This window comes from Solibacillus sp. FSL K6-4121, from assembly GCF_038002585.1.
In the GTDB taxonomy this organism is placed as follows: domain Bacteria; phylum Bacillota; class Bacilli; order Bacillales_A; family Planococcaceae; genus Solibacillus; species Solibacillus faecavium.
The window spans coordinates 303,596-316,758 of sequence record NZ_JBBOCS010000002.1; the positions used below are offsets into that span (position 1 = coordinate 303,596).

11 protein-coding genes are annotated in these 13,163 nt (G+C 35.4%); 9 read left to right on the plus strand and 2 right to left on the minus strand.

Going from position 1 to position 13,163, the window contains the following annotated elements; all coding sequences use genetic code 11:
- Window positions 1–49: 49 nt before the first annotated feature.
- The gene (locus MHH95_RS10970) at window positions 50–2,218 is read right to left on the minus strand and encodes a DNA topoisomerase III (RefSeq protein WP_340727578.1); all 2,169 of its coding nucleotides are present in this window, start codon (window positions 2,216–2,218) and stop codon (window positions 50–52) included.
- Window positions 2,219–2,654: 436 nt separating this feature from the next.
- On the opposite strand from MHH95_RS10970, the gene MHH95_RS10975 reads away from it, so the two are divergent.
- From MHH95_RS10975 to MHH95_RS11005, 7 genes are all read left to right on the plus strand, one after another.
- Entirely contained in the window at window positions 2,655–4,016 is a 1,362-nt protein-coding gene (locus MHH95_RS10975) for an aspartate kinase (protein WP_191699337.1), read from the plus strand.
- A gap of 95 nt (window positions 4,017–4,111) precedes the next feature.
- The gene (locus tag MHH95_RS10980) at window positions 4,112–4,750 is read left to right on the plus strand and encodes a DsbA family oxidoreductase (protein ID WP_340727579.1); all 639 of its coding nucleotides are present in this window, start codon (window positions 4,112–4,114) and stop codon (window positions 4,748–4,750) included.
- 102 nt (window positions 4,751–4,852) lie between these two features.
- A complete protein-coding gene (locus tag MHH95_RS10985) occupies window positions 4,853–6,631 on the plus strand; it encodes a glycerophosphodiester phosphodiesterase (protein ID WP_340727580.1) in 1,779 nt (592 codons plus the stop codon).
- Between the two features lie 10 nt (window positions 6,632–6,641).
- Window positions 6,642–7,172 (plus strand): tubby C-terminal domain-like protein, encoded by a 531-nt coding sequence (locus tag MHH95_RS10990; RefSeq protein WP_340727581.1) that lies wholly within the window; start codon window positions 6,642–6,644, stop codon window positions 7,170–7,172.
- Window positions 7,173–7,184: 12 nt separating this feature from the next.
- Complete coding sequence (locus tag MHH95_RS10995; RefSeq protein WP_340727582.1) at window positions 7,185–7,442, plus strand: thymidylate synthase; 258 nt, start codon at window positions 7,185–7,187, stop codon at window positions 7,440–7,442.
- A gap of 71 nt (window positions 7,443–7,513) precedes the next feature.
- Window positions 7,514–7,768: a hypothetical protein gene (locus MHH95_RS11000; protein WP_340727583.1), complete on the plus strand. Its 255-nt coding sequence runs from the start codon at window positions 7,514–7,516 to the stop codon at window positions 7,766–7,768.
- Window positions 7,769–8,301: 533 nt separating this feature from the next.
- Entirely contained in the window at window positions 8,302–9,873 is a 1,572-nt protein-coding gene (locus MHH95_RS11005) for a Na/Pi cotransporter family protein (RefSeq protein WP_340727584.1), read from the plus strand.
- A gap of 39 nt (window positions 9,874–9,912) precedes the next feature.
- Here the strand turns inward: MHH95_RS11005 and MHH95_RS11010 are convergent, their stop codons facing one another.
- Window positions 9,913–10,104 carry a hypothetical protein gene (locus tag MHH95_RS11010; protein ID WP_191699330.1) on the minus strand — a complete coding sequence of 64 codons (192 nt, stop codon included), beginning with the start codon at window positions 10,102–10,104 and terminating at the stop codon, window positions 9,913–9,915.
- Between the two features lie 161 nt (window positions 10,105–10,265).
- Between MHH95_RS11010 and MHH95_RS11015 the strand changes: the two genes are divergently transcribed.
- Window positions 10,266–12,485: a YcdB/YcdC domain-containing protein gene (locus MHH95_RS11015; protein WP_340727585.1), complete on the plus strand. Its 2,220-nt coding sequence runs from the start codon at window positions 10,266–10,268 to the stop codon at window positions 12,483–12,485.
- A 215-nt stretch (window positions 12,486–12,700) separates the two neighbouring features.
- Window positions 12,701–13,147 carry a homoserine dehydrogenase gene (locus MHH95_RS11020; protein ID WP_340727586.1) on the plus strand — a complete coding sequence of 149 codons (447 nt, stop codon included), beginning with the start codon at window positions 12,701–12,703 and terminating at the stop codon, window positions 13,145–13,147.
- The last annotated feature ends 16 nt before the right edge of the window (window positions 13,148–13,163 follow it).

Here is a 13,163-nt window from a genome sequence, read left to right on the forward strand (position 1 = left end):
AACAGTGTGATTTCAAAAAATGAAATCCACTGTTTTTTTAATTACTTTGCTATTTATCGAATTTAAAGGTTACCTTTTGTGCGTTATTGTCCCATATAAGATGTGCATCAAAAGTCTTCGCGCCTTTTTTAAAGCCTTTAATTAATGAGGTTTCGCCAGTAGCAAGTAGTTTTTTTATGTTAGGCTGCGTAATCGATTTTCTTAAAATTTTCTTAGAAACGGAAAATTTGCAGTTAGCGGCTTTATAATTGGAGCAGCCGTAAAAAGTTCCATGATCAATAATGGATCCATCGCAAAGCATGCATTTTCCGACAACTGTTTTTTCTCGTTTATATTTTTTATTGTAAGGATTATTGGCTGTAATTTTCTCCACTGCACTTTGATTGAAAGCCCATTCCTTTTCTCGTTCATTCGCATCTGTTATCAGTTTGAAGGAAAGCTTTTTAACTTGTTCCATAAAGGCGTTTGGGGAAGCGGCCCCTTCACCGATTTCAGACAGTCTTTGCTCCCATTTGGCTGTCATAGAAGGGGATGTTAAAATGCTTTCTCCTAGTGCCTCGATTAATAGCATTCCCTTTGTTGTAGCAAATACTTGGTTTCTTTTAATTTCGATATATTGCCGGTCTTTGAGCGTTCCAATTATTCCGGCACGAGTTGCCTCAGTACCTAATCCTTCCGTTTTAGATAGGACCTTTTCTAATTCTGTATCTTCCAGGTGCTTTCCGGCAGTTTTCATTAAAGTAATTAAGTTACCTTCAGAATATCGATTCGGAGGCTGTGTCTCGCTCTTTCTTTCCTTTGCTTTCGTTACAATACCTTGCTCATTTTCACGAAGCAATGGAAGCAATTCATCTTTGTCTGCATTCGCGTGGAAAATTACTTTACGCCAGCCTTCTTCAATTTGCATTTTACCCTTTGAAATGAATTCAGCCCGCTTTTCTACAAGGGAATGAATCGTAGTATAGGAATAAATAGCATTATTGTAGTGAGCCGCAATAACTTGTCTCACAACGAGATCGTATATTTTAAACTCCTCCGGGCTGAGCTTTGATAAATTCGGCAACTGTTCTGTAATAATGATGGCATGGTGATCCGTTACTTTTTGGGGATTCACAAACCTTTTATTCGTCAAAATAGATTTTACAGGTGGTGGAAGGAGATTTTTGTATTGATCAATTTTACTTAAATTCTCCAGAATGTTCGGCAATGTTTTTGCTTCCTCGTTCGTCAAAAATTGTGAATCAGATCGAGGATAGGAAACTAAGCCTTTCAAGTAAAGCTTTTGTAAAATATCAAGTGTATGCTGGGGTGAAATTTTAAAAGCTTTATTGGCTGTTGCCTGCAATGTAGAAAGGTTAAATAACAATGGGGGAGAGAATTCCTTTGTTTCTTCTTTAATACTCGTAATTTCAACCTGTTTATTCATACAGAAATTTGCAATGGCAATAGCTTGCCGTTCCTCCAGCACTCTCGAGTTATTTTCTTTATGCCATTTAGCTTTTAATTTTTTCCCTTCAAAATTAAACTCCGCTTCTACTTCCCAAAAAGGCTCAGGCTTAAAATTGGCGATTTCGTGCTCTCGTTTAACTATTAATGCTAGTGTAGGTGTCTGGACTCTGCCAATTGAAAAAACATCCTTTACGCCTTTTTGCTTTAGAAGGACGGTATATAAACGAGATGTATTGATGCCTATTAGCCAGTCTGCGCATGATCGACTTAATGCTTCGTAATAAATATTTCTCGTTTTTTCTTCTGGTAATAAGTTTGCAAAACCATTTTTCACAGCGTTTTCAGTTAAAGATGATATCCATAATCGTTTCATTGGTTTATTGGCTCTGCATAACTTTAATATAGTCCGGATAATTAATTCACCTTCACGTCCAGCATCCCCGCCAATAATAATTTCCTGAATATCCGTTCTATTTACTAAAGCTTTAATTATATTAAATTGTTTATACTTTAATTTTGTCACTTTATATTCAAATCGGTCCGGAATGATTGGTAATGCTTCCAACGTCCATTTTTTCCATGATGGATTATATTCTTCAGGGGCTTTTAATTCACATAGATGTCCTATCGCCCATGTGATGAGTGCACCATCTGGAAAGTATGTGTTGGGTTTTACTTCGAAATAACCGGCTTTCTTTGTAGATGAAAAGGGAGCAGCCAATTTCGCTGCCTGATCCGGTTTTTCTGCTATAATTAAAAATTGCCCCATACTAAAACCTCCTCAGTGACAATGGGATAAATCTTAGACAATAGCACTCTTTGTTACTGTTGCCTTATGTAAATAATCACCTGTAATAATATCACAATCTGTCTAGTTTTAGTCCTATGAAATGCCTGACCTACTTCCATACATTTTAACTCTTTGAACCTTCATACTAGAGTGCAAAAGTAATTGTAGTAATAATAATGCTATTTTTATGTTTTTAGGAGTAAAATTGACACGAAATAAACGAATATCATCAATTATTTATAAAAATCTCATATTATATATTGACAAAACCTCGAAATATCCGTATTTTGACTAAATAGATTAATGAATTTACTGAATAGTCTTGACTGGAATGGAATAAATTTGTACACTGTGTAAAGTCAAATGTTTTTTCGGTGAGTACAAACATCAATTTTTAAAGTAAGGATCTGATGAGATGATAGTATGTAAATTTGGCGGCACATCTGTCGCAAGTGCAGAACAAATCAAAAAAGTAGCAAACATTGTGAAATCTAATCCTGAAAGAAAGATTGTCGCGGTTTCTGCGCCTGGTAAGCGTTCAAGCGATGATATTAAGGTGACAGATTTATTAATAGACTTAGCCAACACCGTAATGATGAAAGGTAATGTGGAAGAGAAAATTAGAGCTGTAGTTAATCGTTATCGTGATATTGCAGATGAACTTGGTTTAGACAATCTAATTTCCGATATTATTGAACAAGATATACGTGGCCGTGTCGCGGAAGAATACACAAATAAAGATATATTTCTTGATAATATAAAGGCTAGTGGCGAAGATAACAACGCTAAACTAATTGCCAGCTATTTTAATGCAATTGGAATGCCTGCTCAATATGTTAGTCCAAAAGATAAGTTAATTTTAAATGATATTCCGGAACGCACATACGCATTGCCGGAAGCATATGAAAACTTAAGTGTTTTAAAAGATACGGAAGAAATTGTGGTTTTCCCAGGTTTCTTTGGCTATACAAAAGAAGGTATTTTACGTACTTTTGATCGTGGTGGGTCTGATATTACAGGCTCTATTTTAGCGTCAGCTGTTGGGGCGGATCTTTACGAAAACTTTACTGATGTAGATTGTGTATTTGCTGCTAACCCAAAGGTTGTCAATGATCCAGTGGACATTAAGGAAATTTCATATCGCGAAATGCGTGAACTATCATATGCCGGCTTCTCGGTATTTCATGATGAAGCATTAATGCCAGTGTATAAACAAGGTATCCCAGTCAATATTAAAAATACAAATAATCCAACTGCACCAGGAACACGCATTTTACCAACAAGAACACAATCGAATCGTCCTGTTACAGGTATTTCAGCAGACAGTGGCTTTTCAATATTATACGTATCAAAATATTTAATGAATCGAGAAGTCGGATTTGGTCGCAAGCTTCTTCAAATAATAGAAGAAGAGAATATCTCCTATGAGCATACACCATCAGGGCTAGATGATATTTCTGTTATTATGCGATCAAGTCAACTTTCTCCGGAAATTGAAAAACGCATTATTCAACGTGTGAAAAATGAATTGTGTGCAGACGATGTACACTTTAGTCATAACTTTTCGATGATTGTCATTGTCGGAGAAGGTATGCGCCATAACACAGGCTTGGCCGCACGTGCAGCAGCAGCCATCTCAGGTACAGGGGCAAATATCGAAATGATTAATCAAGGTTCATCGGAAGTGAGCTTAGTATTTGGCGTTCGTTCAGAATTTGAAGATCAGATATTAAAAGGACTTTATGAAGAATTTTTTGCAGCCATTCCAACAGCTTGAAAGTATATTAAATAGTCGAATCCTTAACGGGTTCGGCTTTTTTTATTGATTTTGGGGTATTGTTGTATTAAGTGTAATTGATTGGAGGAATTTTTATGCAAATTGAAGTTTTTTCGGATTTTTCCTGTCCATTTTGTTATATTGCCAAAAAGAAATTGTTCCAGGCAATCGAACAGCTAAACTTAACAGAAGAAGTGGTCATTGAATATAAAGCCTATGAATTAAATCCTCAAGCATTAAAAACGACAGCATTCCCTTATGTTGAAACATTAATTGAAAAGAAAAATAATAATCGGCAAAAGGTAGATGAAATAATGGAGTCGATTACAATGCATGGAAATGAGGTAGGCGTTACTTTTAACTTCCAAAAAGTAAAACTTGCGAATACAAAAAATGCTCATCGCTTAAGTAAGTTAGCGAAAACGTACAGTAAGGATAATGAATTTGTTGAAATAGTGATGGATCGTTATTTTACAGAAGGTCTTAATTTAAATGATGAAGAAGAGCTTTTGGCAATCTGTGAAGAAATAGGGTTAGATCGTAATGAAGCGCATAATGTGATGGAGTATGAGCAATATTCGGAACAATTGGCAATGGATCGTTATGAAGCACAGCAACTTCAAATAACAAGTATACCCTTTTTCGTATTTGAAAACAGATACGGGATACAAGGGGTTGAACCTCTAGAAGTGTTCACGAAAACATTACTTCAAGCAAAGGCATTGAAAGAATAATGTTTAATTAGAATTAAGAAAAGGGAATGAAAAAATTAAGAAGGAAATTTGTTATCTTGATATAACGATAGAACAAACAATTTTACAGTCGGGGGAAGTCTTTTGGAAAGAGTAAAAAGAGTTATACAATTAATATTTCGCAATTTATATTATTATAGGGTGGACTATATACGGAACTTTGCGATTTTACGTATAGTTCAGGCGTTTATCGTATTACCGTTCATTTCACTCATGATCGCTATTATTATGGATATTACCGGGGTGCAGGCGGTAACTGAAGATAGTATTCCATATTTATTAACGCACCCATTTGCTATATTTGGCATAGCATTTATTTTATTTATCGGTATAATTTTCATATATTATGAAATTGGTTTTTTAATGCTACTTGCCTATCATCAGCAACGATCCATTCCTTATACGTGGAAAGGGCTTTTAAAAAGACTCAGCAAAAAAGTAATATATTTTATTAGCCTACAAACTTTATTAATAGTTGTTTATACCGCTTTATTAATACCTCTTATATCGGCGATTTTACCGATTTCACTATTACAAAATTTACATATTCCAAATTTTATAGTAGATGAATTACTAAATTCTACAAAAGGAACGCTATTATATATTGTTTTGTTGCTAGTTTTAGGTTTTATCGGACTGCGGTTTATTTTTACTTGGCCATTCTTTACGGTTCACCAGGAACTTTCGATTTATGGAGCATTAAAAAAGAGCTGGCAATTTTCAAAACGAAAACTGATTGAAACGATCGGTATGTTAGGGCTAATGGTAATCATACATATAACCCTTTTAATTCTCACTTTAATCGTTATCTTCATTCCTTTGTTTATTATTGAAATGGTTAAGCCAAGCTGGGGGTTAGTAGCAGCAGGGTTTACGTTGACACTTGCACAGGGTGCGATCCTGATTTTCTTTTCTATTTTACAAATTGTATTTTCACAGCTTCTCGTCATGGTAGCTTTCCAGCATACACATCAAAAGCCACTGATTATTCAGGAAGAATCGTTTAAACAAACAATTAAACAGTGGATTTTTATAATCGCGGTTTATACATTTTTCCTATTAAGCGCCATTAATATAGTTAATTTGGAAAAAACGATTTATACACCGGACACAACTGTAATTGCACATCGAGGGTTTATGGATGAAGGTGTTGAAAATACAGTTACTGCAATTGAAGCTGCTAAAAAAGCCGGGGCAGATATGGTGGAAATCGATATTCAACAAACAAAGGATGGGGAGTTTGTTGTATTTCATGACAAAACCCTTTCACGTTTATCAAATGAAGTTACAAAAACATATGACCTTACATTGGATGAATTAACGGAGACGACTATACTCGCAGATGGTTATTCTGATACAATTGCTTCTTTCGAGGAAGTACTTGAAATAAGTCGTACATTAAATATAAAATTACTTATTGAGATGAAGACACATGGATTTGAGACAGATGACTTTTTGGAAAGATTTGTAGCATTGCTTGATAAGTATGATGCGCTCGATTTACATTATGTACAGTCTCCGGATATACCAGTAATGGATCTTTTGGAAGAGATGGAGCCCCGTATTCATACGGGCTATATATACTCTATTGCATACGGTAAGTTACCTGTAAAAGAGTCTGATTTTATTTCTGTAGAACAGTCCTTTGGAACAGGTAATATTCAGAAACAAGTACAAGAGCAAGATAAGGAACTGTTTGTTTGGACGATAAATGATAAGAGTGATATGCAGCAGTTCTATGAGCAAAATGTAGACGGAATCATTACCGATCAACCTGATGAAGCACTCTCAATACGTCAGGAATTTAACGAAGAAAAGCATTTTATACGCCGTATTCTAAATAAAATTACGATTATTTACTAAGGGGAAAGATATGCAAATTATTACGTATGAAGTAGATGGCGATATTAAATCTACTGTACAAAAGCCCATTTACAATGAGTCAGGCGAACAAATATACTTTGTTCAACGGATTTATGATAATGGCTTAAAAAAACTGTTGGATGGTTATTTTGATCATCGTTATTTTTTAAAGTATGCTATACACAATAATAGCGGTCAGACAATATTTGAAGTGAAGAAAATTTTCCGTCGCGGGAAAGTATGGTTTGAAGGAAAAGACTTACTTTCAGATGAAAAGTATATAATTAATTATGAAAACTGGCGAATTGGTGTACCGGAATTATTCATTTCAAGTAAAGACTTCAAAATGAAAATCGATAAGGAAATGGAAGATTGGTCAAACTTTATCGTCAATGAAACAGTCGTGGCTAGATGGGTCGCGGTTTATAATGAAGAAAAAGATCAATTCAACATGACGTTTGAGCTTTCAGATGAGGCACCTATCCAAAATGTCGCTTTTTATATCGCGATAGCTCAGGCGACATTGTTTATTGGTGTATAGGAGAGTAGAAAGATGAATGTAGTATTTGTATTAACAGAGACGGCTGAAGAAGTGCTGCAAATGGTAAGCAATGATATCGCAGGTCTACTTGCGGCAGTAAAAGGAGACAGTGTATCATTTCCATTTGGCACATATCAATATGACAGCCATACACTCGACCATTATTTGTTGGAAGATGGGACTTACCAGCAGGAACTTGTAATTTATTTAAAACCGGAACAAAAAAAGAATGAAACGGTCCTGCCAAAACCACTAGATATAAACATTTAAAAATAATAAAGGAAATGGAAATCATCTGTCGAATGTATTTTTTAGTACATTGTGGCAGGTGATTTTTTTTGGTGCAATTAAATTTATTTGAAGTTGAGCAGGAACAGTATGAACTGAAGTTTCAACTAATGGATCATGTAAAGGTAAAACTGATAGAAGAACACATTGATAGTGAAACACACCATTATCGAAAGTACTATGAGCCGCATATAATAAATAAAGTTGGCGAAATAACAAACATCCAAATTAGCGAAAATGGCGCAATAACATATGAGGTAACGATTTACGGGGAAAAATATTATTTACTTGAGCAGGAACTATATTAATATTCATGAAACCTTCACTTTCATATAAATGTAGACATCTAAATTGTGGGATAATTACGATAACATAGGTAAGGTTTTCCAATAAAATTTCACTTGATTGGTGGGCTACGGCAAGACAGCGCTATAGCCACGTGATACGTGTCTTTTATCACTGCCTTTATTGCCGTTTGCGAGGCCCACCAATCCCAAAATTTTTCCCACGTTATAAAGTGAAGTAAAACACCCAATCAAGCCGCTTGCGCTATCGCGAGTCGGCAGAGAGCGGAAATGCTATGTTTTATTATCTTTATTTTTGCAGAAATTCGCTTTATGCCAAAGCAGAGTGATTTGGAGCGAAGGGTGAGTCGCCAAAATACTTGCTTCAACGTTTTCCCCGTAGCGCAGCAGAACGTACTTCTTTAGGAAATCTTATTTTTTCAATTTTGTCAGTCCCAACTTACGGTTTGAACCAAATTGCAAAATAATTCTTAATCTTTCGGGTATTAAGTGTTACGATTACTTTTTAATGAGGACTTCAATTTGGTGGTGATAGAATGCTTACGATTTTTGGCGGTGTCGGTTTATTTTTACTCGGAATGACAATGCTAACCAACGGACTGAAGGAAATTGCTGGGGATGCTTTAAAAAGATGGCTTAATACATTTACAAAGGGCCGTATTAGTGCAGTAGTGTCCGGTGCAGTCATGACTATGCTCATTCAATCCTCGACAGCTACAACATTATTGACGATTGGATTTGTAAGTGCAGGTTTGCTAACGTTCATTCAATCAATTGGTGTCATAATAGGGGCTAATATAGGAAGTACGAGTACCGGTTGGCTAATTTCGCTTATCGGTTTTAAAATTAGTTTGCAAACTATGGCCTTACCAATTATCGGTATCGGTGTATTTATGTCATTAATCGCACCTCAGGATGTGAAGCGGTTCGGGAATGTTGTTGCTGGTTTTGGTTTACTGTTTTTAGGGATTGATACACTTCAGCAAGGGATGGGCTCTGCCCAGGATTTAATTGCCTTTGACTCGATTCCGGCAGATTCATTCATTTCCATTTTTCTGCTCATCATAATTGGTATTGTTATGACCGTTATTATGCAAGCATCAAGCGCTGCTATGGCGGCTACCTTGACAGCCCTTTTTGCAGGTGCGATAGACTTTGAACAGGCTGCATATTTAGTTATTGGGCAAAACATTGGAACAACAGCAACGGCTTTATTCGCAGCTATAGGAGCTTCTGTTTCTGCCAAGCGTACAGCCATTACACATTTATTGTTTAACGTTATTACTGCATTCGTTGTAACAATTATATTCACTTATTTTGTTCAATTTACGAAATGGCTGACTGTTCTTATTTCAGGAGAATTTGACCAAACATTAGGTATTGCAATTTTCCATACGCTATTCAGTTTATTGGGCGCATTAATCTTTATTCCGCTAATTCAGCCCTTTGCCAATTTATTAATAAAGCTGGTACCTGAGCGTGAAAACGTATTGACGCAGGATTTGGATGATAGTTTAAAAGAAATGCCATCTGTAGCAATAGAAGTATCGTTTAAAACGATGCGTGATATCATGGTAGAACTTACAACTGCACAGCAATTATTAATGGATTCCAAAAAAGTGACGATGGAATATGAAAAAAAAATACTAAAAGTTGAAGAAGCTCTCGAAATTACCCGGAAGTTTCTTGACAGCATTCTTGTCACCTCAAAACGTGAACATCTAAAGCTAATCTCAATTTTACATACACTCGATCATTTACACCGTTTAATAAAAGTTTTGCGTGAAAAGCAAAATGTAGAAGCATTTTATTTACAAGAAAAATTGATGCTAGATTGGCAGGAAATGCTGTCCATTATCAACAAGAGGCTAAGCGAAGACGAAAAGTTGATGGATATTTCAATCATTTTAGAGGAGACATCTCAAAAAGTAGCGCAAGAACGTCGTGAAAAACGCATTCTATATTTTGAACGCTCGGTAGCAAATGAAACTCAATTGGATTTAGCAGTGTCAAAGGTTGATGCTTTACTATGGATAGACCGTCTGATATATCATTACTGGCGTGCAACCGCTCGTATGGCCGAATACCAATTGGTGAATGACGAATAAAAAAATCCCGAGTACATAATTATTGGTACTCGGAATTTTTCACTTTATTTTTTTCTCTAGCTTCATTCCAACAATCCTCACTACAATCCCTAATAAAATAAATACCCAGCCGATTCCTATAAATACATAATTCAAAGTTTGTGTAGAATTGGGAATTACATCAAATAGACCTAAACATACAACAATAATGCCAGAAAAAGATATTAACAATCCAGCTGTAACAATACTCACGTAATTCACCTCTGAAAAATTCTAACATGACTTATTAAGGAATACAATGGCATAGATTATACGATAGGATAAAAGATGGAATTTATAATTTATTCAATATATTGAAACTATTCCCATATTTTAAGCGTATAATATAGAGAAAAACAAAGGAGGAATTTTAAATGAAAAAATGGACAACCGCTTTAAGTATGTCAATTGTATCATTAGGATTACTTGCAAGTCCGGGCATTACAGAAGCTTCTGTCGGAATACAAGAGGAACGTGTGCCAATATATGTGGCCGTGACTGATGAACAGGTAACGAAAGAGCAGCTTATTCAAATTTTGAAAACGAAATTGCCGGAGATGTTTAGTACATACTCTAACAATGATTTTCAAATGTCATCGATGAGTCACCATTATGCAGACGATTTAACAATCCGCTATGAGCTAATGTTCAATAAAAAAGTAAATAAACAAACAGAGGGTGGAAGTGTAACTTTCAAAGGGGACAACCTTGAAATAGAACAGTTTTATTTCAATCCTGCAAATTTAAAAGATGCGTTATTTCCTGGGAAAATAACGGAAGATCAGGCAAGTAAAATAGCTGAAGATTTCGTTAAAAAGGTTTCTACTTCGGGCAATTACAGTTTATCGAATAATGTGCCTAGCTATTATTACGGCAGTAGATTAATTACAGAACCAATTACGTACTCATTTTCTTTTACTCCAAACGAAAATAATATACCAATTCCAGACCAATCTATGATGGTAAGTGTTTTAGGTGATGGCAAAATTCAATCTTTCTACCAAAATTCAATGCCAAAAAGAATGTCATTTGAAGAATCAAAAAATATTATTTCTAAAGAAGCGGCTATTAACAAAATGAAGGAGCAATTAAATTTAAGCCTTCAGTATACAATTGACTATTTTCCGTATTCATCAAAGCCTTCTGTGAAATTGGTTTATTTACCGGCACCGAATGTGATTGGGCTACATGCAACTTCGAATCAGTGGGCAACGTATTCAGGTAAGGTTGATTCACTACAGAGTAATGCTACATTGCAGCCACTTGCACCAAACCAATTAAAGACTCCTTCACCGATTACAATTGAAGAGGCGAAAGCAATTGCAAAACAATTAGTTGATCAACAGGAAAACACTACTAAATTTACGATCGATCATGCATATGAATATGAATCAAATGATCAGGCAGTTATCAGTGTTTCATACTCATATCGATATAGAAACGGTTCACATGGTTCATCGATAGAGTTTAATAAAAATACAGGTGAACTAGTTTCATATTCTGATTTCTTTGGTCCGATTTCGTTTGATGAAGAAGAGGCACCAAAAAATACGACACCGAAATTGAGTAAAGAGAAAGTAATGGAATTAGCAGAAAAATATGTGAAGGAACTTGCTCCAACTACTGTACATGAGTATGCGAAGGCAAATACCGATCCTTCATATGATAAAGAATCACAAGTGCATCATGTGAGTTTCCCACGCATTAAAAATGGCTTGATTGTAAATGGAGATAACGTATCAGTAGCTATTGATGACGAAGGAAAATTGAAATCCTTCTACCGTTACCCATTAAATATTGAAGAATGGCCAAGTGCTGAAGCAAAAATTTCGAATGATGAAGCGAAAAAGATATTTACAGAAGCATTGGACGTTAAGTTAGTGTATAACCGCCTGCAAAATGAAGATGGGAAATATGAGCTTGTCTATTTCCCGACAGTAAAAGGGCAAGATTACTATCAGCTCGATGCAAACAGCGGACAAATTATTAATCAGTATGAACAATTGGAAAAAGAGAAAGTTAGTCATCCGACAGCCGAAAGAGAATTAAATTATTTAATTCAAGCAGGTGCTATTGAGGTGAAGGATGCGAAAACATTTAATGCTGATGTTGCAATTACACAAGGACAAGCATTAAATATGATTACTAAATCGATAACTTATTTCTATGAAGACTATTATATGTATCGCCAGGAGCAGCCTCCTGTATCATTTGAACAAATTGATGCAGAACATCCATACTATAAAGTAGTGGAAAATGCGACTCGTATAGGTATTTTAAATCCTAATGAAGATGAACTAAATATTGATCAAAAGGTAACAAACGAGCAACTAGCTGTATGGTTTATCCGTACACTAGGACTTGAACAGGCAGCTAAGCATCGCGATATTTATCAATTACCGATAAAAGATGCTGCTGATGTAGATCCAGATAAAATTGGATATGTTGCACTTTCCAATGCACTTGGCCTACAAAAGTCAGATCAATCGATGTTCTTGCCGAAAAAAGAAGTCACATATGCCGAATTATCGAAATCCATTATCCAGCTAGCCTATGAAATAGCTGAAAAAAGAAATAGCGGCATGTATTATTAAATAATCCTTTATCCCGTGAAGTTTAAACACTTCACGGGGTTTTTAGATTAATATAGGAATATACGTTCTGTTTTATGCAATCAGTAGTGTTTAAGCATAGGATTTTGTGATAATATAATAAAAAGCGCTTATTCTGAAAAAAATCGCGATAATTTTTTAGAAACGTTGTAATATAGTTAAAGTAAAGAATTAAAAGATGGAAGTTGGGAAAATACATGCAAAAAAACAAATATCGAGTTCATAGCAATACATTACTTGAAATTGCTCAAAGCCGTGCATTTACAGAGAAGGATAATATCGACGAACGATTTGATGAAGAAGGAAAAATCAAACTAGTAAGCGACCGTGTTGGAGCGGATTTAACGTTGTCCATTATTAAAACAGAAGACGGTATAGCTTATTCTGTAAAATGGGATGACTCGGAAGAAGTATTCAAAGGCTGGAACATGGCTTGGGAAGAATTTGTATGGTGCCTAGGAGTTGTCAATAAACCGATCGAAGAAGCTGCCAAAAAAGCAGCAGAAGAAGCGAAACGTCTTGCAGCGGAAGAAGCAGCTGAAAAAGAAGCGGCAGAACTACTAGAAGAGCAAGAAGGACAAGTAGAGACAGAAGATCAAGAAAATGAAACAGCTGAAGAAACAACAGAAGAAACATCAAAATAGACTAAAGCTGGAGCAT